20 protein-coding genes are annotated in these 25,779 nt (G+C 65.1%); 13 read left to right on the forward strand and 7 right to left on the reverse strand.

What is annotated here, in order from left to right:
• Nucleotides 1-2: 2 nt before the first annotated feature.
• Both G3574_RS01660 and G3574_RS01665 read left to right on the forward strand, forming a co-directional pair.
• Nucleotides 3-2,555, forward strand: coding sequence for a [protein-PII] uridylyltransferase (locus tag G3574_RS01660; RefSeq protein WP_163960232.1), 2,553 nt, complete (start codon nt 3-5; stop codon nt 2,553-2,555).
• Nucleotides 2,556-2,571: 16 nt separating this feature from the next.
• Nucleotides 2,572-3,318: a pseudouridine synthase gene (locus G3574_RS01665; protein WP_163960233.1), complete on the forward strand. Its 747-nt coding sequence runs from the start codon at nt 2,572-2,574 to the stop codon at nt 3,316-3,318.
• Nucleotides 3,319-3,450: 132 nt separating this feature from the next.
• On the opposite strand, the gene kefC is transcribed toward G3574_RS01665, so the two are convergent.
• From kefC to G3574_RS01695, 6 genes are all read right to left on the reverse strand, one after another.
• Nucleotides 3,451-5,295: a glutathione-regulated potassium-efflux system protein KefC gene (gene kefC, locus G3574_RS01670; protein WP_163960234.1), complete on the reverse strand. Its 1,845-nt coding sequence runs from the start codon at nt 5,293-5,295 to the stop codon at nt 3,451-3,453.
• Nucleotides 5,292-5,906 carry a glutathione-regulated potassium-efflux system oxidoreductase KefF gene (gene kefF, locus G3574_RS01675; protein WP_163960236.1) on the reverse strand — a complete coding sequence of 205 codons (615 nt, stop codon included), beginning with the start codon at nt 5,904-5,906 and terminating at the stop codon, nt 5,292-5,294. Before kefF ends, kefC begins: the two co-directional genes overlap by 4 nt.
• Nucleotides 5,907-6,039: 133 nt before the next feature.
• Nucleotides 6,040-6,576 (reverse strand): peptide deformylase, encoded by a 537-nt coding sequence (gene def, locus G3574_RS01680; RefSeq protein ID WP_163960238.1) that lies wholly within the window; start codon nt 6,574-6,576, stop codon nt 6,040-6,042.
• A complete protein-coding gene (gene galU / locus G3574_RS01685) occupies nt 6,573-7,448 on the reverse strand; it encodes a UTP--glucose-1-phosphate uridylyltransferase GalU (protein WP_163960240.1) in 876 nt (291 codons plus the stop codon). Before galU ends, def begins: the two co-directional genes overlap by 4 nt.
• Complete coding sequence (ligA, locus tag G3574_RS01690; RefSeq protein WP_163960242.1) at nt 7,445-9,520, reverse strand: NAD-dependent DNA ligase LigA; 2,076 nt, start codon at nt 9,518-9,520, stop codon at nt 7,445-7,447. The genes galU and ligA overlap by 4 nt, the downstream gene beginning before the upstream one ends.
• Before the next feature lies 1 nt (nt 9,521).
• Nucleotides 9,522-10,685, reverse strand: a complete 1,164-nt coding sequence (locus G3574_RS01695) for a cell division protein ZipA C-terminal FtsZ-binding domain-containing protein (protein ID WP_163960244.1) — start codon at nt 10,683-10,685, stop codon at nt 9,522-9,524.
• Between the two features lie 484 nt (nt 10,686-11,169).
• Between G3574_RS01695 and G3574_RS01700 the strand changes: the two genes are divergently transcribed.
• A complete protein-coding gene (locus G3574_RS01700; protein WP_163960245.1) occupies nt 11,170-11,526 on the forward strand; it encodes a hypothetical protein in 357 nt (118 codons plus the stop codon).
• Between the two features lie 46 nt (nt 11,527-11,572).
• On the opposite strand, the gene smc is transcribed toward G3574_RS01700, so the two are convergent.
• Nucleotides 11,573-15,100, reverse strand: a complete 3,528-nt coding sequence (smc, locus tag G3574_RS01705) for a chromosome segregation protein SMC (protein WP_163960247.1) — start codon at nt 15,098-15,100, stop codon at nt 11,573-11,575.
• Between the two features lie 247 nt (nt 15,101-15,347).
• On the opposite strand from smc, the gene dapC reads away from it, so the two are divergent.
• The 10 genes from dapC to G3574_RS01755 all read left to right on the forward strand — a co-directional run bounded on the left by dapC (nt 15,348) and on the right by G3574_RS01755 (nt 25,764).
• On the forward strand, nt 15,348-16,547 hold the full coding sequence (gene dapC / locus G3574_RS01710; RefSeq protein ID WP_163960249.1) for a succinyldiaminopimelate transaminase: 1,200 nt from the start codon (nt 15,348-15,350) through the stop codon (nt 16,545-16,547).
• Between the two features lie 61 nt (nt 16,548-16,608).
• Complete coding sequence (gene dapD, locus G3574_RS01715) at nt 16,609-17,436, forward strand: 2,3,4,5-tetrahydropyridine-2,6-dicarboxylate N-succinyltransferase (RefSeq protein ID WP_163960251.1); 828 nt, start codon at nt 16,609-16,611, stop codon at nt 17,434-17,436.
• A 75-nt stretch (nt 17,437-17,511) separates the two neighbouring features.
• Nucleotides 17,512-18,660, forward strand: coding sequence for a PilT/PilU family type 4a pilus ATPase (locus G3574_RS01720; protein WP_163960254.1), 1,149 nt, complete (start codon nt 17,512-17,514; stop codon nt 18,658-18,660).
• A 30-nt stretch (nt 18,661-18,690) separates the two neighbouring features.
• Nucleotides 18,691-19,050: an ArsC family reductase gene (locus G3574_RS01725; RefSeq protein WP_163960256.1), complete on the forward strand. Its 360-nt coding sequence runs from the start codon at nt 18,691-18,693 to the stop codon at nt 19,048-19,050.
• A 4-nt stretch (nt 19,051-19,054) separates the two neighbouring features.
• Nucleotides 19,055-20,182 carry a succinyl-diaminopimelate desuccinylase gene (dapE, locus tag G3574_RS01730; protein WP_163960258.1) on the forward strand — a complete coding sequence of 376 codons (1,128 nt, stop codon included), beginning with the start codon at nt 19,055-19,057 and terminating at the stop codon, nt 20,180-20,182.
• A gap of 20 nt (nt 20,183-20,202) precedes the next feature.
• The gene (gene prmB, locus G3574_RS01735; RefSeq protein WP_163960260.1) at nt 20,203-21,090 is read left to right on the forward strand and encodes a 50S ribosomal protein L3 N(5)-glutamine methyltransferase; all 888 of its coding nucleotides are present in this window, start codon (nt 20,203-20,205) and stop codon (nt 21,088-21,090) included.
• A 7-nt stretch (nt 21,091-21,097) separates the two neighbouring features.
• Nucleotides 21,098-23,116 (forward strand): ATP-binding cassette domain-containing protein, encoded by a 2,019-nt coding sequence (locus G3574_RS01740; protein ID WP_163960262.1) that lies wholly within the window; start codon nt 21,098-21,100, stop codon nt 23,114-23,116.
• 63 nt (nt 23,117-23,179) lie between these two features.
• Nucleotides 23,180-24,298 (forward strand): CaiB/BaiF CoA transferase family protein, encoded by a 1,119-nt coding sequence (locus tag G3574_RS01745; RefSeq protein ID WP_235952888.1) that lies wholly within the window; start codon nt 23,180-23,182, stop codon nt 24,296-24,298.
• An 18-nt stretch (nt 24,299-24,316) separates the two neighbouring features.
• Nucleotides 24,317-24,928, forward strand: a complete 612-nt coding sequence (locus G3574_RS01750) for a GNAT family N-acetyltransferase (protein WP_163960264.1) — start codon at nt 24,317-24,319, stop codon at nt 24,926-24,928.
• On the forward strand, nt 24,925-25,764 hold the full coding sequence (locus G3574_RS01755; protein ID WP_163960266.1) for a Rossmann-like and DUF2520 domain-containing protein: 840 nt from the start codon (nt 24,925-24,927) through the stop codon (nt 25,762-25,764). Before G3574_RS01750 ends, G3574_RS01755 begins: the two co-directional genes overlap by 4 nt.
• Nucleotides 25,765-25,779 lie beyond the last annotated feature (15 nt).

Raw genomic sequence — 25,779 nt, forward strand, 5'->3', positions numbered from 1 at the left:
CGATGGCATCGCTTGCCCTGACGCTCAAGGAGCAGTTGAAGGCGGAGCGCCAGGCGGCGATCGCGGCATTCCAGGAACACGGCCGGCCGGAAGACCTCCTGACGCGCCTGCGGCAGGACGTCGACGCCGCGCTCATCCATGCGTGGCAGGAACTGCACATGCCGCCGGGCGCGGCGCTGGTCGCCGTGGGCGGCTATGGGCGGGGCGAACTGTTTCCGCACTCCGACGTGGACGTCCTGATCCTGCTGGACGGGCCGCCCGATGCCGCCCTGCAGGCCCGGCTCGAAGAACTCGTGCAGCTGTTCTGGGACATCGGCCTCGAGATCGGACACAGCATCCGCACCATCGATGAATGCCTGACCGAATCGGCCGCCGACATCACCGTCCAGACCAGCCTGCTCGAAGCGCGGCTCGTCACCGGCAACCGCAAGCTGTTCCATTTCCTGCAGGACCGCTTCCGGGCAGCAATGAATCCCCAGGCTTTCTTCCACGCCAAGACGCTGGAAATGCGCCAGCGCCACGCGAAATACGAAGACACTCCTTACAGCCTGGAACCGAACTGCAAGGAAAGCCCGGGCGGCCTGCGCGACCTGCAGGTCATCCTCTGGGTCGCAAAGGCGGCCGGGCTCGGCGAGTCCTGGCGCAAGCTGGCCCAGCGGGGCCTGATCACGCCGACCGAGGCGCGCCAGCTCACGCAGAAGGAACGCGCCTTCAAGGACATCCGCATCCGCCTGCACATCCACGCCGGGCGGCGCGAAGACCGCCTGGTATTCGACGTGCAGACCCCGATCGCGGAAACCTTCGGCTTCCAGACGTCGGAAACGCGGCGCGCCAGCGAATACCTGATGCAGCGCTACTACTGGGCGGCGAAGGCGGTCACCCAGCTCAACACCATCCTGCTGCAGAACATCGAGGCGCAGCTGTTTCCGAAGCAGGCCTCGCCCACGCCGGTCAACGAGCGGTTCAACGACATCAACGGCCTGCTCGACATCGTCGACGACGACACCTTCGACACGACCCCGTCGGCGATGCTCGAGGTTTTCCTGCTGATCGCGCAGCACGCGCACATCAAGGGCATGACGGCGCGCACCATGCGCGCCCTGTGGCACGCGCGCTTCAAGATCGACGCCAAGTTCAGGCGCGATCCGGTCAACCGCGATCTCTTCCTGCAGATCCTGAAGGCGCCGCAAGGCATCACGCACGCCCTGCGCGGCATGAACCAGACCAGCGTGCTGGGCCGCTACCTGCCGAACTTCCGCCGCATCATCGGCCAGATGCAGCACGACCTGTTCCACGTCTATACCGTCGACCAGCACATCCTGATGGTGGTGCGCAACGTGCGCCGCTTCACCATGACCGAGCATGCGCACGAATATCCGTTCTGCAGCCAGCTCATGGCGAATTTCGCCGACGCCTGGATCCTCTACATCGCCGCCCTCTTCCATGACATCGCCAAGGGACGCGGCGGCGACCACTCCGAGCTGGGCATGGATGACGCGCGCCGTTTCTGCCGCGACCATGGCCTGTCGAAGGAAGACACCGAACTCATCGTCTTCCTCGTGCAGCACCACCTGAGCATGTCGCAGGTGGCGCAGAAGCAGGACCTGTCGGATCCGGACGTCATCCGCGGCTTCGCCGGACTGGTGCGCGACGAACGCCACCTGACGGCCCTCTACCTGCTGACGGTGGCTGACATCCGCGGCACCAGCCCGAAGGTGTGGAACGCCTGGAAGGGCAAGCTGCTGGAGGATCTCTACCGCATGACGCTGCGGGTGCTGGGCGGCGAAGATCCCTCGACCGACCACGAGCTGCGCAACCGCCAGGAAGCCGCGCTGAAGACGCTGCGCCTCTACGGCCTGCCCGAGGACGCCCACCAGAGGCTGTGGCAGCAGCTCGACGTGGCCTATTTCCTGCGCCACGACGCCAGCGACATCGCCTGGCAAACCCGTTCCTTCTACAACAAGACCGACAGCGCCGCGCCGGTGGTCAAGGCCCGCCTCGCCCCGATCGGCGAAGGCGTGCAGGTGGCGGTCTACATCAAGGACCAGCCCGACCTGTTCGCGCGCATCTGCGGTTACTTCGACCGCAAGAACTTCAGCATCCTCGATGCGAAGATCCACACCACGAAGAACGGCTATGCCCTCGATACCTTTCTCGTCACCGAGCCGGCGTTCAGCAAGAATTACCGCGACATCATCAGTTTGATCGAGCACGAGCTGTCGCAGCTCCTCGCCTCCGGCTCGGAACTGCCTCCGCCGGTGAAGGGACGGCTTTCACGGCTGTCGCGTACCTTTCCCATCACGCCGACGGTCGACCTGCGCTCGGACGAACGCGGACAGTACTACCTGCTGTCGGTTTCCGCGAACGACCGCACCGGCCTGCTGTATTCCATCGCCAACGTCCTGGCGAAATACAAGGTCAACCTGCATACCGCCAAGATCATGACGCTCGGCGAACGCGTCGAAGACGTGTTCCTCGTGGACGGCCCCGCGCTCAACAATGCGCGCACCCAGATCCAGCTCGAAACCGACCTGCTGGACGCACTGCGCATATGACTTTTCCTGAAGACGAATGACAGAACCTCTCCGCCTATCAAAACGCATGTCGGAACTTGGCTTGTGCTCGCGCCGCGAAGCCGACGAATGGATCGCCCAGGGCTGGGTCCGGGTGGACGGCGTGGTCGTATCCGAACTCGGGAGCAAGGTCCTGCCGCACCAGAAGATCACCGTCGAGCGCCAGGCCAGCGCCCAGCAGGCGAAGCGGGTGACGGTGCTGATCAACAAGCCGATGGGTTTCGTGAGCGGCCAGGCGGAAGACGGCTACAAGCCGGCCGTCACCCTCATCACGCCCGAGGCCCGCTGGAAGGAAGACAAGGCGCCGATCCAGTTCCATCCGTCGCAGCTGCGCAGCCTGGTGCCTGCCGGCCGCCTCGACATCGATTCCGTCGGCCTGCTCGTGCTGACCCAGGACGGCCGCATCGCCAAGCAGCTGATCGGCGAGGACACCGCCATCGAAAAGGAATACCTCGTGCGGGTGAAGTACGGCAAGCCGGGACGCCTCCCGGACGCCGACCTGCGCCTGCTGAACCATGGCCTTTCCCTCGACGGCAAGAAGCTGCTGCCGGCTAAGGTGCAGTGGCAGAACGAAGACCAGCTGCGGTTCGTGCTGAAGGAAGGCAAGAAGCGCCAGATACGGCGCATGTGCGAAGCGGTCGGCCTCAAGGTGCTCGGGCTCAAGCGGGTACGCATCGGGAACGTGAAGCTGGGGGATCTGCCGACGGGACAGTGGCGCTACCTGCGGGCTGACGAAAGGTTCTAGCCTGCCGTGAAATGGGATCCCCGCCTGCGCGGGGATGACAAAGTTGGAATAGCGGAAGTCGGCCTTGTCTGCACTCGCCCCCCGCTGTCATTCCCGCGCAGGCGGGAATCCCATTTCAGCGCCAATACCGAATCAATTCTCCACCCGAGCCGCCTTCTCCTTCCGCTCCCCGTGCCAGCCGCCCTGGCTGCCGTCGGTCACCACTTCCGCATCCTTGGCGAACATCGCCTCCAGCTCCTCCCGCGCCTGCGCGGCCATGGAGATCATCTGCTGCTGGTCCTTGTAGAAGGGATACACATCCAGCAGCGACTTCAGGTTGTGGGCACGGAACTTCATCGCCGCCTGCCGCGCCCGGTACGCGCCGAAGCCGAGCTCCTGCAGCGTGCGCCGCCCGAGCTGCAGGGCGGACTCGAAGGTCTCCCGCTCGATGACGGTGACGCCCCTGTCCATCAGGTCGTAGTAGTGGCTGACGTTGCGGGCGCGGGCGAGGATGGGAAGGTCGGGAAACTCCTTGCGGACTGCTTCCACCAGGCGAATGCTTTCCTCCACGCCGTCGATCGCCACCACCAGCGCCCTCGCCTTCGCCGCTCCGGCCGCATGCAGCAGGTCGACGCGGGTGGCATCGCCATAGAACACCTTGAAGCCGAACTTGCGCAGCAGGTCGATCTGGTCCGGATCGTGGTCAAGCACGGTCAGGCCGATGCGGTTGGCATGCAGCAGGCGGCCGATGATCTGCCCGAAGCGCCCGAAGCCGGCGATGATCACCGGCTCGTTCTGGCCATGCAGGTCGTCGTCCGGGCGCTGGTCGGCGCGCCGCAGGCGGGGCGCGATGACGTTGTCGTGCACCAGGAGCATCAGCGGCGTGGCAACCATCGACAGGGCCACCACCACCATCAGGGCCGAGGCGATGTCGGGGGAAAAGATCTTGGCGGTCGCCGCGGCGCCGAAGATCACGAAGGCGAATTCGCCACCCTGCGACAGGAGGATGGCAAACAACAGCCGCTGCGGCTGCAGGATGTTGAAATGCCGGGCGAGAATCAGGAGCACGCCGGTCTTGACCACCAGGAACACCGCGAGCAGCGCCGCCACCAGCAGGGGTTGCCGCAGGAGCACGCCGAAGTCGATCGACATCCCCACCGCGATGAAGAACAGGCCGAGCAGCAAGCCCTTGAACGGCTCCAGGTCGGTCTCGAGCGCATGGCGGTATTCGGAATCGGCCAGCAGCACGCCCGCGAGGAAGGTGCCCAGCGCCATGGACATGCCGACCGATTGCATCAGGAGGCCGATGCCGATCACCAGCAGCAGGGCGAAGGCGGTGAACACTTCGCGGATGTCGGTCTTGGCGATCATGCGCAAGGCGGGCCGGATCAGGAAGCGCCCCGCCACCACCAGCGCGGCGATGACCAGGACCACCCTCCCCGCCTTCATCCAGCCCGGGTCGCCGCCCGCGTCGTCGGCGACCGCGACGCTGAGCATGGGAATGATGGCGATCATGGGGATGGCGGCGATGTCCTGGAAAAGGAGGATCGAAAAACCGGCCGAACCGGCGCCCGTGCCCATGAGGTTGCGCTCGCCGAGCGTCGCGAGCGCGATGGCCGTGGACGACAGCGACAAGCCGAGCGAGGCGATGAGCGCGGTCTTCCAGTCTGCGCCGAGCAGCATGCCGGCCAGGAACAGGGCCAGCGACACCAGGCCGACCTGGGCGGTGCCCCAGCCGAAGATCGAGCGCCGCAGCGACCAGAGGCGCTTCGGCTCGAGTTCGAGCCCGATCAGGAACAGCAGCAGCACCACGCCGAACTCCGAGAAATGCAGGATGTCCTCGACATTGCTGATGAGGCCCAGGCCCCAGGGCCCGATCGCGATGCCCGCCATCAGGTAGCCGAGCACCGCGCCGAGGCCGAGGCGCTTGGCGATCGGTACCGCGGCCACCGCGGCGGCAAGGTACACCAGCGCGTTCACCAAGGGTTCCTGGGTCATGGCTCCTCCGGATCGTGGATGTATTCGCCGGCCGCGATGTCGGCCGGCACGGGCTGCTCCGGTTCTTCCGTCCACCTCGGATAGCGCGAGAGCTTGTCGACGTAGACCTGCACGTGCCGCGAGATCGCCGCCTCGTCCGCAAGCCGCGCTCCATGGAAAACCACGGGCGGATGCCAGCGCATGCCGCACAGGAAGGCGGTCTGCTCGTAGGGCGGCAGGAAATCCGAGAACGGCCGGCGATGGTAACCCTGGGACGTGTAGGACGCCTGCGGCCCGCCGGTGGTCACGGCCAGCAGAAGATCCTTGCCGCGCAGCGCATGGCCTTCATGGCCGTAGGCCCAGCCGTGTTCCAGCACAACGTCGAGATATTCCTTCATCAGCGCCGGCATGCTGTACCACTGCAGCGGATGCTGCAGCACGACAAGATCGCTTTCCGCGAGCAGCGATTGCTCCAGCGCCACATCGACGTGGAAGTCGGGATAGCACTCGTAGAGGTCGCGGGTGGTGACGTTCGGCAGCCCGCGCAAGGCGTCGAACATGCGGCGGTTGACGTGGGAATGATGGTGCGCCGGATGGGCGTACAGCACGAGGATGCGGGGTGTCGGGTTCATGGAGGCGATCGGCGCTGGCATGGCGCCATCTTGCCACATCTATCATTCGGGGAATACGCGCCGCGCTCTCCAGCTCTCCCGCTTTCCTGATCTCCTGCCTTGTCGCTTTCCGCAGGGAGAGCGGGCGGCGGCATCAATCGTCGTCGAGCGCGTCGAGTTCGGGGAACATGACTTCGGTGAACCCGAACCGGGTGAAATCCTGGATGCGCATCGGATACAGCACGCCGGCGAGGTGGTCGCATTCATGCTGCACGACGCGCGCATGGAAGCCTTCGGCTTCGCGGCTGATGCGCTGCCCGCGCTGGTCCACGCCTTCGTAGCGCAGCCGGGTCCAGCGTGGAACCATGCCGCGCAGGCCGGGAACCGACAGGCAGCCTTCCCAGCCCTCTTCCTTGTCGTCCGACAGCGGGGTCAGCACCGGATTGATGAGCACGGTTTCGGGTACCGGTTCGGCATGGGGATAGCGCGGATTCTGTTTGAAACCGAAGATCACGACCTGCAGGTTCACGCCGATCTGGGGCGCGGCGAGACCGGCGCCGTTGGCGGCGCGCATGGTGTCGAACATGTCTTCGATAAGGGAATTCAACTCGGGCGTGTCGAAGCTGGTGACCGGTTCGGCCTGCCGGAGCAGCCGGGGGTCGCCCATCTTGAGGATGGCGCGGACGGTCACGACAGTTCCGCCAGGTAGCGATTGAAGGCCGCGCCGAGTTCGGGATGCTTGCGCGCCATGGCGATGGTCGCCTTGAGATAGCCGAGCTTGGAGCCGCAATCGAAGCGCCGGCCCTCGTAGCGGTAGGCCAGCACCGGCTTTTCCTGCATCAGCGCCGCGATGCCGTCGGTAAGCTGGATTTCTCCGCCGGCGCCGCGACCTATCTTGGCAAGATGATCGAAGATGCGCGCGTCGAGCACGTAGCGGCCGACGACGGCCAGGGTCGAGGGCGCGTCTTCGGGGGCGGGCTTCTCGACGATGCCGTTCACCTTCTCGAGGCGATCCTTGAACGGCGTCGCGCTGACCACGCCGTATTGCCGGGTCTCGGCGCGCGGCACGTCGTTCACCGCGAGGATGCTGGCCTGCTCCCTGGCGTAGATGTCGGTCATCTGGGCCAGCACCGGCTTGGTGCCTTCGTCGACATCCATCATGTCGTCGGCCAGCAGGACGGCGAAGGGATGGTCGCCCACGACCGGGCGGGCGCAGAGCACCGCATGCCCCAGCCCGAGCGGCGCGGGCTGGCGGATGAAGATGCAATGGATGCCCTTGGGCACGGTGCTGCGCAGCGTCTCCAGCAGCGCATGCTTGCCGGCGGATTCCAGTTCGGTTTCAAGTTCCTGCGCGGTGTCGAAGTGATCCTCGATCGCCCGCTTGTTGCGGCCGGTGATGAAGACCATCTCGGTGATGCCGGCGGCCACCGCTTCCTCGACCGCGTACTGGATCAGCGGCTTGTCGACGACGGGCAGCATTTCCTTGGGCTGCGCCTTGGTGGCGGGCAGGAACCGGGTACCGAGTCCGGCGACCGGGAAAACCGCTTTCGTGATGGTGGTCATGATTCCTCCAGCAATCGCAGCAGCCCGGCCTCGTCGAGGACGGGGATGCCGAGTTCCTGCGCCTTCGTCAGCTTGCTACCGGCTTCCTCGCCGGCAACGACATAACTGGTCTTCTTGGATACCGAGCCCGCCACCTTGCCGCCGGCGGCTTCGATGCGCTCGGCCGCCTCGTCGCGCGTCATGGCGGGCAAGGTGCCGGTGAGCACGAAGGTTTTTCCGGCGAAAGGCTTGGGCGCGGCCGCCGCCGGCTCGTGTTCCTGCCAATGGACGCCCGCGGCGCGCAATTGTTCAACCAGTTCGCGGTTCAGCGGATCGGCGAGGAATGCGGTGATGGATCGCGCCACCACCGGTCCGATGTCCGGCACTTCCAGCAAGGCTTCTTCGCTCGCATCGAGAAAGCGGTCGAGGCTGCCGAAATGCTTGGCGAGTTCCTTGGCGGTCGCCTCGCCGACGTGCCGGATGCCCAGGGCATAGATGAAGCGCGGCAGGCTGGTCGACTTGGATTTCTCGAGCGCCTTGAGCACGTTCTGCGCGGATTTCTCGGCCATGCGGTCGAGTTCCGACAAGGCGCTCAGCCCGAGCTTGTAGAGGTCGGCGGCGGTGGTGATGACCTGCCTGTCGACGAGCTGGTCGACGAGCTGTTCGCCGAGGCCCTCGATGTCCATCGCGCGGCGCGAGACGAAATGCAGCAGGCCGCCCTTGCGCTGGGCGGGACACTTGACCCAGCCGCCGGAACACCGCGCGACCGCTTCTTCCTCGGGCCGCACGATGGGCGAGCCGCAGACCGGGCATTGCGCCGGCATGACGAATTCCCGGACGTCGTCCTTGCGCAGTTCCGGCACATAGGACACGACTTCGGGGATGACGTCTCCCGCCCGCCGCACGATGACCGTGTCGCCGATGCGGATGTCCTTGCGGCGCACTTCGTCTTCGTTGTGCAGCGTGGCATTGGTGACCGTGACGCCGCTCACGAAGACCGGCGCGAGGCGCGCGACCGGGGTGATGGCGCCGGTGCGTCCGACCTGCACGCCGATGTCCTGCACCACCGTCATGGCCTCTTCCGCGGGAAACTTGTGGGCGATGGCGAAGCGCGGCGCGCGCGACACGAAGCCGAGTTTCTGCTGCTGGTCGAGGCGGTTGACCTTGTAGACCACGCCGTCGATGTCGTAGGGCAGCTTTGGCCGCTTGGCGGCGATGGACTGGAAGAATTCCAGCACGCCGGCTGCGCCCCGGACCACGGCGCGTTCCTTGCACACCGGCAGGCCCATCCCGGCATACCAGTCCAGCAGCGCGGCATGGGACTCCGGCATGGCGCCGCCTTCGAGAAGGCCGATGCCATAGGCGAAGAAACGCAGGCTGCGCTGCGCGGTGATGCGCGGGTCGAGCTGGCGCAGGCTGCCGGCGGCGGCGTTGCGCGGATTGGCGAATTCCTTCTGGCCCGCCTCGCGCTGGCGCTCGTTGAGCCTGGCGAAGTCGGACTTGTACATCAGAACTTCGCCGCGCACGTCGAGCACCGCGGGCGGGTTCGCGGCATGCAGGCGCAGGGGAATGGCGCGCACGGTGCGGATGTTCGCGGTCACGTTCTCGCCGGTCATGCCGTCGCCGCGCGTGGCCGCCTGCACCAGCATGCCGTTTTCGTAGCGCAGGCTGATGGCGAGGCCGTCGAACTTCAGCTCGGTGGAATACTCCGCCTCGCCATCGAGCTGCAGGCCTTCCCGAACCCGCCGGTCGAAGCCGGCGATGTCGTCGTCGCCGAAGGCATTGTTGAGCGAGAGCATCGGCACCGCGTGACGCACCTGCTCGAACTGCGGCAAGGGCTTGCCGCCGACGCGCTGGGTCGGCGAATCCGAAGTCACCAGGTCGGGATGGGCCTCTTCCAGCGAGACCAGTTCGCGGAACAGCTTGTCGTACTCGGCATCCGGGATGGTCGGATTGTCGAGCACGTAGTAGGCATGGCTATGCCGGTTCAGCTCGGCTTTGAGCCAGGCGGCCCGCTCGGACCAGTCGCCGCGGTCGGCGGCGGGAATGAGCGGCACGTCAGGTGCCGCGTCGGTTCGCGAATCAGTCGGCATGTCAGCTGAAAAGGCGCAGCGCGCGCACGGAACCGGCGGGAATGGTCGCGGCTTCCATCTGGGTGTAGAACTCGGCGACCTGCCCGGCGATTTCGGCCAGCGTGTCATCGGACAGGGGTTGGTTGCCGTCGTCCACCACCGTGCCGTCGAGGCGCGATGCAAGCATGCGCGCGCAGGCGGTCATCGCGCCGAAGCCGTCGCGCGCGGGCGTGACGCGCGGCACGTCGAGCAGCAAGGTCAGCCGGGAAGTGGTTTCCTCGGCCAGCGTCACGTTGGTGGACATGGAGAACAGCACGCCGCCCTCGCCGTCCGGCATCACCAGGCGGCCATCGGGACGCAGGTCGAAGCCCTGGCGCTCGAGCGCCGACAACAGGGTGTTGATGGCCCACGGCGCGCCGTTGGAACGGACGTTGACGCTGAGCTGCGCATCGTATTCGGCGACGAACTGGTGCAGGCTCCGGGCGCGCCGCATCACCTCGGTCATGTCCGGCACGTCGACCTCGGCCTCGATTTCATCGGCGATCTGCCGCAGGCGCATGATGAGTTCGGAGTACTCGATTTCGTTGAGCGCGCCGCCGCGGTTGGCAAGCTGCACGCCGGCCTGCAGGTCGAAATAGCCGACGCCCTGGGTAACGGGTTCCCAGAGGCCGTCATCGCGCTGTCCGATCACGTGTACCGGCTTGTTGCCGACGTGGCGCAGCCCCTGAAGCTTGGGCAGAAGCTTGTCGCCGCGCACCGGGCCTTCGAGGGAGAACGGGATGATGCAGTCGATGAGCTCGTCGACGGGAAGATCCTTCTGCACCGCGCGCGCCCGGACTTGCGGCTGCCCGGCGTCGTCGATGGCACCCTGCCCGGCCGCCTCGGAGGCGGCACCTTCGGCCTGGGCGGCGTGGGCGGAATCAGCCGTCGAACTCGCCTCGGCGGACGCTCCGTGGAAGGCCGTTGCCGCCGCGCCCTGTTGCGCGCCGTCGAACGTGGGTTCCTGCCTGCCGGCCGCCGCTTCCTTCTGCGCGGGAGCGGATTGCATCAGCACGTCTTCCGGCTCGCCGGAAAAGGCGCGCTGCACCGTTTTCCTCGCCTTGTATTCCTGCCACTTGTTGTAGGAGATGACGCCGACGACGATGGTGCCGCCGATCGCAATGAGACTAGCCTGGAGTTCGGTCATACGCGGCCATCCTCGCTGGTCGGGCGCGCGCCGCGGATGGCTTGTCCGGCACGTTGGCGCTTATGGGAAAAGTGGTATGTGATCATTGTTTCATCCAGGGCGTTGGCCCGGTCCGGTACGCCATTCCGCAGGCGCACCACGAGAGCGAACCAGAGTAGTGATCCCCTAAAGAGTTGTCAAGTTGAACAAACCATGCGCAAACGCAAGGTCCGCTCGGCTGGTGCTACCCGCTGGAAATCAATTTCCACACGGTTTGATCATGCCAAAACTGCCACAGGTTCCCAATTGATAGTAATCAATACTGGGGCAGGCACGAACTTCACAATAAGACTCATCCGGACCGACGAACCATCAATCGGGGTTCAGATCGCCGGGCCACCTCCCGTCTTCTGCACAAAAGCACGGAACAATCCGGCTACAGAAGGCGGTCCAGCCTGATATTGCTGACCATCAACCACGACATCACCATCGCATGGAGGGCCGCATGAAGTTTTATCACACGGCAAATGCAGCGCGTAAGCTTGGACATGGCGACACCGAACGCCTCGGCGCTTTCGACGGCGCCGCAGCACATCAGCTGAAGGGAGCGGTCGGCGCGCTGTCCGCGTCATCCCTGCGCGGCAGCAAGGCGGAGGCAAGTTCCCGCGAATTCCGACTACTCGAACTGGCCATGCTCTCGCTAAGCCCCATTCTGCGCCACATCCACAACTGGTGGTTGCAGCGCGCCGAGCGCCATTACCTCATCTGCGCGGACGTCGAACAGCAGCGTGCCCGCGAAGCGCAGATGAACGTCGCCTACTACCAGAAGCGCGCCGCCCTCGCCCGTTCCGCACGTCATTGAGGGGAAGCTCCCTCACCGGCGCGCGGCGCCTGGCGCAAGGCGCGCATCAGGCCGCCTGCGCCTCCGAGGCGAAGTTCGCCGCCGACTCCATGTCCACCGCCACGATGCGCGACACGCCCTGTTCCTGCATCGTGACGCCGATCAGCTGCTGAGCCATCTCCATCGCGATCTTGTTGTGCGAGATGAACAGGAATTGCGTCTGGTCCGACATGCGCTTGACCATGTTGCAGAAGCGCTCGGTATTGGCGTCATCGAGCGGCGCGTCCACCTCATCCAGCAGGCAGAACGGCGCGGGATTGAGCTGGAACATTGAAAACACCAGGGCCGTTGCCGTCAATGCCTTTTCTCCGCCCGACAGCAGGTGGATCGTCGCATTCTTCTTGCCCGGCGGCTGCGCCATCACCTGCACGCCGGAATCGAGGATTTCCTCGCCCGTCATGATCAGCTTGGCGTTGCCGCCGCCGAACAGCACCGGGAAGAGCTCGCCGAAATGCCGGTTCACCTTGTCGAAGGTGTCCTGCAACAGATCGCGCGTTTCGCGGTCGATCTTGCTGATCGCGTCTTCGAGCGTGGTGATCGCCTCGGTGAGGTCGGCATGCTGCGCGTCGAGGAAGTTCTTGCGTTCGGAGGCCTGCGCCAGTTCATCCAGGGCCGCGAGGTTGACCGCGCCGAGGGCCGCGATGGCGTTCGTCAGGCGGGTGACCTCGCCTTGCAGGTAGGACGGCCGCATGTCCGGATTCAGCTTGTCGGCAAGCGCCGCCTCGTCGGCCTGCGCCTCAAGCAGCTGCTGCGCATACTGTTCCTGGTTCAGGCGGGCGGCCTGCTCCTTCAGCTGCAGTTCCATGATGCGGTCGCGCTGCGGCTGCAGGCTGCGCTCGGCCTGCATGCGTGATTCTTCCGCCTGACGGAGTTTCTGCGTGAGCTGGTCGAGTTCATGCCTTGCATCGGCGAGGGCGCGTTCCTGTTCGGTGCGGCGTTCGAGCAGGGACTGCAGGCCGGCCTGGGCCGCCTGGTCATCCAGGCTCTCGAGCTCGAGGTGGCCTTGCTGCACGCTGGCAAACAGCTGGGCGGACTGCTCCTGCGCGGTGGCGATGCTGCGCTTGAGCTCCTCGATCTTGTTCCGGTGCGACTTCTCGGCGAAACCGGCTTCCTGCGCGGCGCGCTCCAGTTCGCGCAGGCGCTGGCGCGCGTCGTTGAGCTGCTGCTCCTTCGCCAGGAATGCCGTCTGCCCCTCTTCATGCTTTTCCTGCAGCTCGGCGAGTTCCATGTCGAGCTGCTCGAAACGGGATTCCGACTCGAGCCGGACCTGCTGCTGCTCTTCTTCCTGGGCGCCGATCTCGGCGAGATCGGTCTCGATCTGGCTGCTGCGCTGGTTGAACCGCTCCTGCACTTCCTGCAGCTTCATGACGTCGATCTGCAGGCCGTGCGCCGACTGGGTGAACTGGGCGACCCGCTGCCGCAGTTCCTGCAGGCGCTGGGTGGCCTGCGATAGTGCGGCGTCGGCGCGCACCACGCGCGACCTGGCTTCCTCGGCGAGCATCTGCTGGGCGCGCAGCTGCTTGGTCAGGTTCTCGATATCCTGCTGACGGGCGAGCATGCCGTCCTGCTCGGAATCCGAAGCATAGAAGCGCACGCTGGCGCGCTCGATGACATGGCCCTGCCGCGTCACGAAACAGCCGCCCGCGGGCAGGCGCTGGCGATCGACGAAGGCGGCGTTCATGTCGTCGGCCACGTAGACGTTGGCCAGCCAGTCCTGCAGCAAGGCGCGCAGTCCGGGGTCGTTCAATTGCAGCAGGCTGACGAAGGGACGCAGTCCGGCGGGCGTCTCCGGCTGGGGCGTGGCGGTCGCGTTGGAGGAATACAAGGCCAGCTTGGCCGGCGGCGCATCGCTGAAGAAGGCCTTGGCCCAATCGAGGTTGGACATCTCCAGGGCCGAAGTCCGCTCGCGCAGCACCGATTCGAGCGCGGTTTCCCAGCCCTGGTCGATGTGCAGCTTCTGCCAGAGGCGCGGCAACTCGCCAAGCTCGTGTTTCTTCAGCCAGGGCTGGACCTTACCCTGGGTCTGCACGTTTTCCTGCAGCTGCTTCAGGGCGGCGAGGCGGGCCTCTAGCTGCGCGTTGCTGGCGGTTTCGCGGTTGAACTGGTCCTGCGCGGTCTTGCGTTCTTCCTCGAGCCGCGGCTGCTGTTCCTGCGCCGATTCCAGCTGTCCGGTCGCCTCCTCCAGCGCCATCTGCTTTTCCTCGAGCTGCATCTTCAGGTTGGAAAGATGGGCCGAGTCGGGCATGGCAAGGCCGGACTTTTCCTGCATCAGGCGTTCACGCCTGGTGGCAAGGTTGCCGAGGATGTTGGAGGCATTGCGCTGGTGCGCGGATTCGAGCTCGATCTGCTGCTGGGCCTGCATGATGCGGCTGCGGGACTCGTTCGACCTTGTCTGCGCCTCGCGCCATGACTGCTCCAGCGCGGGCAGCAGGTCGTTCTGGTTTTGCGCCGCCTGCTGGGCCTGCTCCACCCGGGCGCCGAGCTCTTCGAGGGCGATGTCGGCCTCGGCCAATTCTTCCTGCTGCTGCTGGCCCTGGCGCTGCCACTGGTCGCGCTGCGCGGTCAGGGAATTGAGCTGAGATTGAAGGCGGCTGCGCGACTCGATCACGAACTTGATCTGCGCCTCGAGGCTGCCGATCTCGGAGTTGGTCTGATAGAGATGGCCCTGCGCCTGGTGGACGCGGTCGCCGGCGGCGTAGTGCGCCTGGCGCATGTGCTCGAGCTCGGTCTCGACGTGGCGCAGCTTGGCAGTCTGTTCCTCGAGGTCGATCTGCGCGCGTTCGATGTCGCGGAAGAATTTTTCCTGCTCGACCTTCGCTTCGTTCTTGCGCAGCAGCCAGAGCAGCTTCTGCTTTTCATCCTGGTCGGCCTGCAGCTCGCGGAATTTCTGCGCCACGGCGGCCTGGGCTTCCAGCTTCTCGAGGTTCGCGCCGAGCTCGCGCAGGATGTCTTCCACGCGGGTCAGGTTTTCCCGGGTGTCGTGCAGGCGGTTCTCGGTTTCGCGGCGGCGTTCCTTGTACTTCGAGACGCCGGCAGCTTCTTCGAGGAAGATGCGCAGGTCTTCCGGCCGCGCCTCGATGATGCGGGAAATCATGCCCTGGCCGATGATGGCGTAGGCGCGCGGGCCGAGGCCGGTGCCGAGGAAGATGTCCTGGATGTCGCGGCGGCGGACCGCCTGGTTGTTGATGTAGTACGTCGAAGTGCCGTCGCGCGTCAGGGTGCGCTTGACCGCGATCTCGGCATACTGGCTCCACTGACCGGCGGCGCGGCCGTCGGCGTTGTCGAACACCAGTTCCACCGAGGCGCGTCCGGCGGGCTTGCGGTTGGTCGAGCCGTTGAAGATGACATCCTGCATCGATTCGCCGCGCAGTTCCGACGCCTTGGACTCGCCAAGCACCCAGCGCACCGCATCCATGATGTTGGACTTGCCGCAGCCGTTGGGCCCGACCACGCCGACCAGCTGGCCGGGAACCTGGAAATTGGTCGGATCGACGAAGGATTTGAATCCCGATAGTTTGATGGAATTTAGACGCACGTTGTCGACACTTTACCAACTGATAACAAAAATTGTCGCCAGAGCAAACTTTCCGGCCCGAGAAAGGGCCCTATCATATCATCTCGGGTCTTGCCAAAGACAACGATCTCGGCCGCCAATGATGCTTTCAGGCAATACCAGCCAAGATGACGGATGCAGCAGGCCGGCGAAGTCAGGAAGCGAGCCAAAGGTATAATGCCGCCTTTAGCCGCAAGCCCACTTCCGTCCTTCCTTTCGTGCAGCCCAAGTGAACCCTCTTCTCGACAAGCTCCAGCCCTATCCCTTCGAAAAGCTGCGCCAGCTGTTTGCCGGCGTCACGCCGGATCCGGCCTTCAGTCCGATCAGCCTCGGCATCGGCGAACCGAAGCATCCCACGCCGCCGTTCATCCAGGAGGCGCTCGCCGCGAACCTGTCCGGACTGGCAAGTTATCCGTCGACGCTCGGCTCGGACGCCCTGCGCGGGGCGATCGCAGGCTGGCTGGAACGCCGCTACGGCCTGCCGCCGCTGGATCCGGCAACCCAGATCCTGCCGGTGAACGGCTCCCGCGAAGCCTTGTTCGCGCTGGCGCAGACAGTGATCGACCCGGTGCCCGGCGCCCTGGTGATGTGTCCCAATCCGTTCTATCAGATCTACGAAGGCGCGGCCTATCTTGCCGGCGCGACGCCGTATTTCGTGAATTCCGATCCCGCGCGCAACTTCGCGCCGGATTACCGCAGCGTTCCCGCCGAGGTCTGGCCGCGCGTCCAACTGCTCTACCTTTGCTCGCCGGGCAACCCGACCGGCGCGGTGCTGACGCTGGAAGACTGGAAGGAGCTATTCGCGCTTTCCGACCGCTATGGCTTCGTCATCGCCTCGGACGAGTGCTATTCCGAAATCTATTTCAAGGACACCGCCCCCCTCGGCGGACTGGAAGCCGCGCACAAGCTGGGACGGTCCGGGTATCCCAGGCTGATCGCATTCTCCAGCCTCTCCAAGCGTTCAAACGTGCCGGGCATGCGTTCCGGCTTCGTGGCCGGCGACGCCGAGATCCTGAAGAAATACCTGCTGTACCGCACCTACCACGGCAGCGCCATGAGCCCCTCCATTCAGGCCGCCTCGGCCGTCGCCTGGAATGACGAGCAGCATGTGATCGAGAACCGCCAGAAGTACGTCGCCAAGTTCAACCAGGTGACGCCGCTGCTGCGCGAAGTGCTCGACGTCGACCTGCCGGACGCGGGTTTTTACCTCTGGGCGAAGGTGGATGGCCGTGTTGCAATTTCCGACACCGAGTTCGCGAAGCGCCTGCATGCCGAATATAATGTGACGGTATTGCCGGGAAGCTACCTCGCGCGCGAGGCGCACGGAGCGAACCCTGGCGCCAACCGGGTCCGCATGGCCCTCGTCGCCGAAGTCGAGGAATGCCTGGAAGCCGCGCAACGCATCGTGGAATTCGCCCGCAAGCTTTGAATCCGGCCTTCCGGCCTCCAGTTCCGAATCACCATCCCATCAACATCAAGCGAACGCTCTCATGACTCAACAGCTCCAACAAATCATCGACCAGGCCTGGGAAAACCGCGCGGACTTTTCCCCCAAGTCCGCTCCGGCGGAAGTGCGCGACGCCGTGGCGCACGTGCTCGAACAGCTCAACCAGGGCAGCCTGCGCGTGGCGCAGAAGGAAAACGGCGAATGGCTGGTCAACCAGTGGATCAAGAAGGCGGTGCTGCTGTCCTTCCGCCTGGAAGACAACCTGCCGATGCCGGCCGGCGGCAGCATGCAGTTCTATGACAAGGTCCCCACCAAGTTCGCCGGCTACACCGCCGAGGACTTCGCCAAGGGCGGCTTCCGCGTCGTGCCGCCCGCCGTCGCGCGCCGCGGAAGCTTCATCGGCCGCAACGTTGTGCTGATGCCGTCCTACGTCAACATCGGCGCCTACGTCGACGAAGGCGCCATGGTCGACACCTGGGCCACCGTCGGCTCCTGCGCCCAGATCGGCAAGAACGTCCACCTGTCCGGCGGCGTCGGCATCGGCGGCGTGCTCGAACCGATGCAGGCCAACCCGACCATCATCGAAGACAACTGCTTCATCGGCGCCCGCTCCGAGATCGTGGAAGGCGTGATCGTCGAGGAAAACTCCGTGATTTCCATGGGCGTCTACATCGGCCAGTCGACCAAGATCTACGACCGCGCCACGGGCGAGGTGAGCTATGGCCGCATCCCCGCCGGATCGGTCGTCGTTTCCGGCAGCCTGCCCTCGGCGGACGGCAAGTACAGCCTCTACTGCGCGGTGATCGTCAAGCGCGTGGATGCCAAGACCCGCGCCAAGACCGGCATCAACGAACTGCTGCGCGACGCCTGATCGCCATCCAGCCCGCCCGGCCGGCGCTTGGCCGGCGGGCGCATCACCAGTCTAACCGCCTCACCGGAGACCGCCATGGCCATGGACCGCTTGTTCGCGCTGATGAAGGAAAAGAAGGCATCGGACCTTTTCATGTCGGTGGGTTCGCCCATCCACGTCAAGATCAACGGCCACATGCTGCCCGTCAACCAGCAGAAGATGGACAACGCGACCATCAAGACGCTGCTGGCGGAAGTGGTGGCGCCGGAACGCCTCGCTGAACTCGAAGCCAGCAACGAACTCAACCTCGGCATTCCGGTCGCAGGCACCGGCAGCTTCCGCCTCTCGGCCTTCCGGCAGCGCGGTACACTGTCGGCGGTCTTCCGCTTCATTCCGGCGGACATTCCGCGCCTCGCCGACCTGAACGTGCCGCCGGTGCTGGCCGACATCATCATGGAAAAGCGCGGGCTCATCCTGGTGGTCGGCTCCACAGGATCGGGCAAGTCGACCACCATCGCCTCTATGCTCGACCACCGCAACGCCAGCCGCTCCGGACACATCCTGACGCTGGAAGACCCGGTGGAATACCTGTTCACCAACAAGAAATCCATCGTCAACCAGCGCGAGATCGGCTCCGATGCGAACAGCATGGACATCGCCCTGAAGAACGCCTTGCGCCAGGCGCCGGACTGCATCCTCATCGGCGAGATCCGCGACAAGGAATCCATGGGCAACGCCCTCGCCTACGCCCAGTCCGGCCACCTCGTGGTCGCGACCCTGCATGCGAACAACAGCTACCAGGCGCTGACCCGCATCATCAACTTCTATCCGCTCGACACGCGGCCCTCGCTGCTGGGCGACCTCGCTGTCACCATCAAGGCCATCGTTTCCCAGCGCCTGATTCCCGCCATCGACGGCGGGCGGCGCGCCGCCGTCGAAGTCCTGCTCAATACCCGCCACGTCGCGGAACTCGTCGAGCAGGGCCAGATTTCGCAGATCAAGGAAGCGCTCGAGAAGAGCCTGTCGCCCGGCTCGCAAACCTTCGAGCAAGCCTTGCTGCAATTGATCAATGACGGCGTGATCACGCAGGAGGAAGCGCTGGCGAATGCGGATTCGCCGACCAACCTCTACTGGCTGCTCAACAACGATGGCAATGCAAGCGGCAGGGCCGGCGCTTCGCTTCCCGAACCGGAACCGGTCAGGGACGACGGCCCGACCTTCACCGAATTCACCCTCAACGTCTGACGCGGCAGCACGCCGCAACACCCGCACAGCATGACAACGATCACCCTCTACGGCATTCCCAACTGCGACACCGTCAAGAAGGCCCGTGCCTGGCTGGACAGCCAGGGCATCGCCTACGTTTTCCATGATTTCAAGAAGGCCGGCCTGCAGCGCGAACTGGTGGATGCCTGGCTGCGCGACGTGGCCTGGGACGTGCTGGTGAACCGCAAGGGCACCACCTGGCGCGGCCTCGACGATGCGCGCAAGGCAGCGGTTACCGACGCCGCCGCGGCCGCCGAACTCGTGCTTGCCAACCCTTCAGTGGTGAAGCGCCCGGTGCTCGCCGTGCCCGGCAACAAAACCCATGTCGGCTTCAGCCCCGACCTCTATCAACAGATTTTCGATCGATAACTCCATGAGCAAGACACTTGCGCTGACCGAAGAACTGATCGCCCTGTCCTCGGTGACGCCGGAAGACAAGGGCTGCCAGGAAAAGCTGGTCGAACTGCTGGCCCCACTCGGCTTCCATTGCGAAACCATCGCCCAGGGCGGCGTGACCAACCTCTGGGCGCGCCGCGGCACCGCGCAGCCACTGGTCGTCTTCGCCGGCCATACCGACGTCGTGCCCACCGGCCCGCGCGAACAATGGACCTCCGACCCCTTCGTTCCCAGCCATCGCGACGGCAAGCTATACGGCCGCGGCGCGGCCGACATGAAGACCTCGATCGCCGCCATGGTCGTCGCGACTGAAGAATTCGTGCAGGCCCATCCCGGCCACCAGGGATCCATCGGCTTTCTCATCACCAGCGATGAAGAAGGACCGGCGACTGACGGCACGGTCATCGTCTGCAATGCGCTCAAGGAACGCGGCGAACAGCTCGACTACTGCATCGTCGGCGAACCCACGTCCGGCGACGCGCTGGGCGACACCATCAAGAACGGCCGGCGCGGCAGCATGTCCGGCAAGCTCACGGTCAAGGGCGTGCAAGGCCACATCGCCTATCCGCAGATGGCCAGGAACCCGGTCCACATGGCGGCGCCCGCCCTGGCCGAGCTCGTCGCGGAAGTCTGGGACCATGGCAACGATTACTATTCGCCGACGTCCTGGCAGATCTCGAACATCCATGCCGGCACCGGCGCGTCCAACGTCATTCCCGGCGAGGCGGTGATCGACTTCAACTTCCGTTTCTCCACCGCGAGCACCGCGGAAGGGCTGCAGCAGCGCGTGCACGCCATCCTCGACAGGCACAAGCTCGACTACAGCCTGAAATGGACCATCAGCGGCTATCCCTTCCTCACGCCCAAGGGCGCGCTCTGCGACGCGATGCAGGCCGCGATCAAGGCGGAAACCGGGGTGGACGCCGAACTGTCGACCACCGGCGGGACCTCGGACGGACGCTTCATCGCCCGCATCTGCCCGCAGGTCGTCGAGTTCGGCCCGCCGAACGCCAGCATCCACAAGATCGACGAGCACATCGAACTGCGACACATCGATCCGCTGAAAAACATTTACCGGCGCGCGCTGGAAAACCTCTTGCTGTAACTCACCCGCTGTAAGGCAACATGACTCCTTCCGATTTTTCCACCGTGCGCGACCTGCTGCGCTACGCCACGACCTGCTTCAATACCGCGGGCCTGTTCTTCGGCCACGGCAACAGCAATGCCTTCGACGAAGCCGCCTATCTCATCCTGCACACGCTGAAGCTGCCGCTCGACAAGCTCGATCCTTTCCTCGATGCGCGGCTCCTGCCCGACGAGACCGCTGCGGTGCTCAAGGTGATCGAGCGCCGCACCGTCGAGCGCGTGCCGGCCGCCTATCTCACCAATGAGGCCTGGCTCGGCAACTACCGCTTCTATGTCGACGAGCGCGTGATCGTTCCCCGCTCTTTCATCGCCGAACTCGTTCCAGACCGCTTCTCGCCCTGGATCGAGGATCCCGACGCGGTAACGCGCATCCTCGAACTCTGCACCGGCTCCGGCTGCCTGCCCATCATGCTGGCCGACGCGTTCGCCAACGCCGAGGTCGATGCGGTGGATATCTCGCGCGACGCCCTTGCCGTCGCGCAGCGCAACGTCGACGACTACGACCTGCAGGACCGCATCACGCTGATCGAGTCCGATCTCTACTCGCGCGTGCCGCCGAAGAAATACGACCTGATCGTCACCAATCCGCCCTACGTGAATTCAGGCTCGATGAGCCGCCTGCCGAAGGAATACCTGCACGAACCGCAGATCGCCCTCGCCGGGGGAGACGACGGCATGGATCTCGTGCGGCGCATCATGGCCGGCGCGGCCGAGCGGCTCACCGACGACGGCATCCTGGTGGTCGAAGTCGGCAACGAGCGGCCGTTCACCGAGGCCGCCTTCCCCGACCTCGAACTTACCTGGATGTCCACCAGCGCCGGCGACGACATGGTGTTCCTCGTTACCGCCGACCAGTTGAAAGCTTGATGCCAGCATGATCCGTTTGCAGCACGTGACCCTCGCGCGCGGCGTCAAGCCGCTCCTGGAGGATGCCGATGTCACCCTCAATCCCGGCGAAAAGATCGGCCTCATCGGCGCCAACGGCGCGGGCAAATCCAGCCTGTTCGCGATGTTGCGCGGCGAATTGCATGCCGACCTCGGCGAGGTGGATTTCCCCGCCAAGTGGCGCGTGGCCCACGTGGCCCAGGAAACCCCTGCCCTCGACCGGCCGGCAATCGAGTATGCGATCGACGGCGACGCCGGCTTGCGCGTCCTCGAAGCCGAACTCGCCGACCTCGAGGCCCATCCCGACCATGCCGCCAATGGCAACCGCATCGGCGAGCTCCATGCGGCGCTGGCCGATGCCGACGCCTACACCGTCCGCTCCCGCGCCGAGCAGTTGCTGACCGGCCTCGGCTTTTCCATCGAACAGATGCAATGGCCGGTGGCGAGCTTTTCCGGCGGCTGGCGCATGCGACTCAACCTCGCGCAGGCACTGATGTGCCCCTCCGACCTGCTGCTGCTCGACGAACCGACCAACCACCTCGACCTCGACGCCATCATCTGGCTGGAAGACTGGCTCAAGCGCTACTCCGGCACGCTGGTCATCATTTCCCACGACCGCGATTTCCTCGACGGCGTGGTGAACGTGATCGTGCATATCGATGAACGCAAGCTCAAGCGCTACAGCGGCAATTACTCGGCCTTCGAGCGCCAGCGCGCGGCCCAGATGGCCCTGACGCAGGCCGCCTTCGAGAAGCAGGTGCGCCAGCGCGCCCACCTGCAATCCTTCATCGACCGCTTCAAGGCCAAGGCCACCAAGGCGCGCCAGGCGCAGAGCCGCATGAAGATGCTCGCCAAGATGGAAGAGCTCGCGCCGCTGCGCGCGGCGGCGGAATTTTCCTTTGAGTTCCGCGAACCGTTGAGCGCGCCCAATCCCTTGCTGGTGATGGAGGATGTGAAAGCCGGCTACCGCCTCGACGGCAATGACGACGACGGCGACGACACCGCCATCAAGATCATCGTATCCGGCATCAATTTTTCCTTGCAGACCGGCCAGCGCATCGGCCTGCTTGGCGTGAACGGCGCCGGCAAGTCCACCCTGGTCAAGACGATCGCCGGCGACCTCGCGCCGCTCGATGGCGTCGCGCGCCTCGGCAAGGGACTCGCAATCGGCTATTTTGCCCAGCACCAGGTCGAGATGCTTCGCCACGATGAGTCTCCGCTGTGGCACCTGACAAGGCTCGCGCCGACCACGCGCGAGCAGGAACTGCGCAATTTCCTCGGCGGCTTCAATTTTCCGGGCGACATGGTGACCAGCAAGATCGCGCCTTTCTCCGGCGGCGAGAAGGCCCGCCTCGCGCTGGCGCTGATCGTCTGGCAGCGCCCCAACCTGCTGCTTCTGGACGAGCCTACCAACCACCTCGACCTCGAAACCCGCGAAGCCCTCACCATGGCGCTGGCGCAGTTCGAAGGCACGCTGGTGCTCGTCTCGCACGACCGGCATCTGCTGCGCGCCACCACCGACCAGTTCATGATCGTCGCCGATGGCAAGCTGCAAGCTTTCGACGGCGACCTCGACGACTACAAGGACTCGCTGTTCAAGACCAAGCTCGGCAAGGCGGAAAGCAACGGTACGCAAGGCCGGGCGGCGGCGTCCGATGCCGCGTCATCATCGTCATCTTCCTCCCCGGGCGCTGCGACCGAGGCCGCGCCGAGCCGCGAGGATCGGCAAGAACGCAAGCGCGTCGAGGCCGAAGAAAGGCAGCGCCTGTCTGCGTTGAAGAAACCGATCGAATCACGCATCAAGCGGATCGAGGACCAGATGGCCAAGCTGAATGCGCAAAAGGATGGCATTGCGGCCAGCCTGTCCGATCCGACCATCTACGACGAGGCGAACAAGGAAAGCCTCAAGAAGCTCATCCTCGACCAGGCCTACGTTGCAAAGGAACTCGAGCAGCTCGAAAGCGAATGGCTGGACCAGCAGGAGGCGCTGGAACGGATCCTTGCCTGACCATCGTTCCCGAGGGAAATCATGTCCTGCCGATAGAGCAAGTCTGCACGGGCTGATGCTAAGATGACCATCATTTCCCTCATTCCCGCAGACATGAACGACACCGTCGACCGTCCTCTCGCCGGCATCCGCGTGCTGGACCTGACCCGCCTGCTCCCCGGGCCCGTGGCCACGCTGCATCTTGCCGACATGGGCGCGGAAATCATCAAGATCGAAGACCCCGGGCCGGGCGACTATGCCCGGACCATGGGTCCGGTGCGCCGGGAAGTGTCGCAGTTCTTCGTCGCGGTCAATCGCGGCAAGACCTTCCTGCGCATGGACCTGAAGGACCCGGCCGCGCGCGCGGAATTCCTTGCCATGGTCGAGAAGGCGGACGTCGTCGTCGAAAGCTTCCGCCCCGGAGTCATGGACAAGCTCGGCCTGGGCTGGGAGGTGCTCAAGCAGCGTAATCCGTCCCTCGTGATGTGCGCCATTTCCGGGTATGGGCAGGACGGGCCATTCGCCCGACTCGCCGGCCACGACATCAATTACGTCGGACTCGCCGGCATGCTCGAGCAGAACGTCGGGCCGGACGGCACGCCCGCCCTGTCCAACCTGCAGGTGGGCGACCTGCTCGGTGGCGCGCAAGCCGCCGTCCAGGGCATGCTCGCGGCGCTGGTCGCGGTCAAGATGGGACGCCCGGGGCGCTTCGTCGACGTCTCGATGACCGACGCGGTATTCGCCCACAACATCATGCCGCTGGTGGCGGTCAACAATGATGGCAGGCCGGCCGCGCCCGGCAAGGATCTGCTCACCGGCGGCGTCCCCTGCTACAACGTCTACCGCACCAGCGACGGCCGCTTCATGGCGGTGGGCGCGCTCGAACTCAAGTTCTGGGAGCAATGCTGCGCGGTGCTCGGCAGGCCGGACCTGCAGGCCCGCCACTGGAGCCTCGGACAGGAGGTCGGCGGAGCGGACGCCCGCGCCGTCAAGGCGGAACTCGACGCCATCTTCGCCACCGCCACCATGGCCGCCTGGACCGATCGTTTCGCGCAGGCCGACTGCTGCGTCACGCCGGTACTGCGCGCCGACGAAGCCGTTGCCCATCCGCTGTTCCGCGAGCGCGGCATGGTCAGGGACGCCTTGCATCCGACCGAGGGGCCCTACCATGCGACCGGGCCTGCCGTGCGGTTCGCCGCCTGAACCGGAACCGTGCCCGCCATGAACAAGCACTTCCCCATCTTGCGCAGTCCGCGGCTGCGCCTGCGCGCCCTGACTCCCGCCGACGGGCCGGCGCTGTTCGCGATTCACTCCGATGCCGAATGGATGCGCTGGTATGGCGTCGATCCCTTGGTGGATGAGGCGCAAGGGCAGCAGCTCGCCGAACTGTTCGCCGGCTGGTTCACCGCCGGCACGGGATACCGCTGGGCCCTTGAACGCAAGGAAGACAAGCGCCTGATCGGCACCTGCGGCCTGTTCCGCTGGAACAAGAGCTGGCACAACTGCGTCACCGGCTATGAGATCGCCAGGGATTGCCAGGGACAAGGCTACATGCGCGAAGCGCTGGAGGTAATCCTGGATTTCGGTTTCAACATGATGATGGTGCATCGCATACAGGCCGAAACCCACCCCGACAACCTGGCCTCGATCGCCCTGCTCGAAAGGCTGGGATTCCGTTTCGAAGGCATGCATCGCGAGCAGGCATTCTGGGGCGGCAGATTCTACGACTTGAACTGCTTTTCGTTGCTCGAACAGGAATGGCGCGCCGGCAAGCGCGAGCACAATCGCCCGGCAAAGGCAGCGTCCGGCGAGGCATCGGGGCAATCGGGATGACGACGCTGCCGACCCTGAACATTATTGGCGCCGGCAAGGTTGGCCGAACGCTTGCGCGGCTATGGCAGGAACGCCAGGTGTTCTGCGTGGGCGACGTATTGAACCGCTCCCTCGACAGCAGCCAGCAGGCGGTCTTGGCCATCGGAGGCGGCCGCGCCGCCGCCAGCCTCGGCGACATGGCGCCGGCGCAGTGCTGGCTGCTGGCCGTCGCCGACGATGCCATCGAAACCTGCTGCCAATCGCTTGCGCGCACCGGCCTTCTCGATGCGGGACCGCAAGGCAAGCCGATCGTCTTTCACTGCAGCGGTGCGCTTTCCTCCCATGCGCTGGCCAGTGCCAGGGACAGGGGCGCGCTGACGGCAAGCGTGCATCCGATCCGCAGCTTCGCGGACGCGCAGGAACTGGCATCGCTGGAAGGCGCGTGGTGCGGCATCGAAGGCGATACCGGCGCCTTGGAGACCCTGTCCTCGGGGTTCGAGGCGCTCGGTGCGCGCATGGTGGCCATCCAGGCGGAGCACAAACTGGTGTACCACTCGGCCGCCGTCTTTGCCTGCAACTATCTCGTTACCTTGCTGGACGTGGCGGTACAGGCCTATGGCCGATCGGGCGTGCCGCCGGACACGGCGCTGGCAATGATGGAATCGCTGGTACGCGGCACGGTGGACAACGTGTTCCGGCTCGGTCCGGCACAAGCGTTGACCGGGCCGATCGCGCGCGGCGACCTCGCCACGGTCAGGCGGCAGGAACATGAAGTCAGGCAATGGAACGGGGAAATCGGCGAGCTCTACCACCAGTTCGTGAAACTGACGATGGAGCTTGCCGTAAGGAAGCGATAATGGAAACTATTGCTG

Origin of the sequence: Noviherbaspirillum galbum (genome assembly GCF_010974945.1) — a bacterium.
Lineage (GTDB): Bacteria > Pseudomonadota > Gammaproteobacteria > Burkholderiales > Burkholderiaceae_D > Noviherbaspirillum > Noviherbaspirillum galbum.

Bases quoted from the DNA above. Each gene is read 5' to 3' on its own strand.
- G3574_RS01660 (WP_163960232.1), top strand. From the start codon at position 3: ATGGCATCGCTTGCCCTGACGCTCAAGGAGCAGTTGAAGGCGGAGCGC.
- G3574_RS01665 (WP_163960233.1), top strand. From the start codon at position 2,572: ATGACAGAACCTCTCCGCCTATCAAAACGCATGTCGGAACTTGGCTTG.
- kefC (WP_163960234.1), bottom strand. From the start codon at position 5,295: ATGACCCAGGAACCCTTGGTGAACGCGCTGGTGTACCTTGCCGCCGCG.
- kefF (WP_163960236.1), bottom strand. From the start codon at position 5,906: ATGAACCCGACACCCCGCATCCTCGTGCTGTACGCCCATCCGGCGCAC.
- galU (WP_163960240.1), bottom strand. From the start codon at position 7,448: ATGACCACCATCACGAAAGCGGTTTTCCCGGTCGCCGGACTCGGTACC.
- ligA (WP_163960242.1), bottom strand. From the start codon at position 9,520: ATGCCGACTGATTCGCGAACCGACGCGGCACCTGACGTGCCGCTCATT.
- G3574_RS01695 (WP_163960244.1), bottom strand. From the start codon at position 10,685: ATGACCGAACTCCAGGCTAGTCTCATTGCGATCGGCGGCACCATCGTC.
- G3574_RS01700 (WP_163960245.1), top strand. From the start codon at position 11,170: ATGAAGTTTTATCACACGGCAAATGCAGCGCGTAAGCTTGGACATGGC.
- dapD (WP_163960251.1), top strand. From the start codon at position 16,609: ATGACTCAACAGCTCCAACAAATCATCGACCAGGCCTGGGAAAACCGC.
- G3574_RS01720 (WP_163960254.1), top strand. From the start codon at position 17,512: ATGGCCATGGACCGCTTGTTCGCGCTGATGAAGGAAAAGAAGGCATCG.
- G3574_RS01725 (WP_163960256.1), top strand. From the start codon at position 18,691: ATGACAACGATCACCCTCTACGGCATTCCCAACTGCGACACCGTCAAG.
- dapE (WP_163960258.1), top strand. From the start codon at position 19,055: ATGAGCAAGACACTTGCGCTGACCGAAGAACTGATCGCCCTGTCCTCG.
- prmB (WP_163960260.1), top strand. From the start codon at position 20,203: ATGACTCCTTCCGATTTTTCCACCGTGCGCGACCTGCTGCGCTACGCC.
- G3574_RS01740 (WP_163960262.1), top strand. From the start codon at position 21,098: ATGATCCGTTTGCAGCACGTGACCCTCGCGCGCGGCGTCAAGCCGCTC.
- G3574_RS01745 (WP_235952888.1), top strand. From the start codon at position 23,180: ATGACCATCATTTCCCTCATTCCCGCAGACATGAACGACACCGTCGAC.
- G3574_RS01750 (WP_163960264.1), top strand. From the start codon at position 24,317: ATGAACAAGCACTTCCCCATCTTGCGCAGTCCGCGGCTGCGCCTGCGC.
- G3574_RS01755 (WP_163960266.1), top strand. From the start codon at position 24,925: ATGACGACGCTGCCGACCCTGAACATTATTGGCGCCGGCAAGGTTGGC.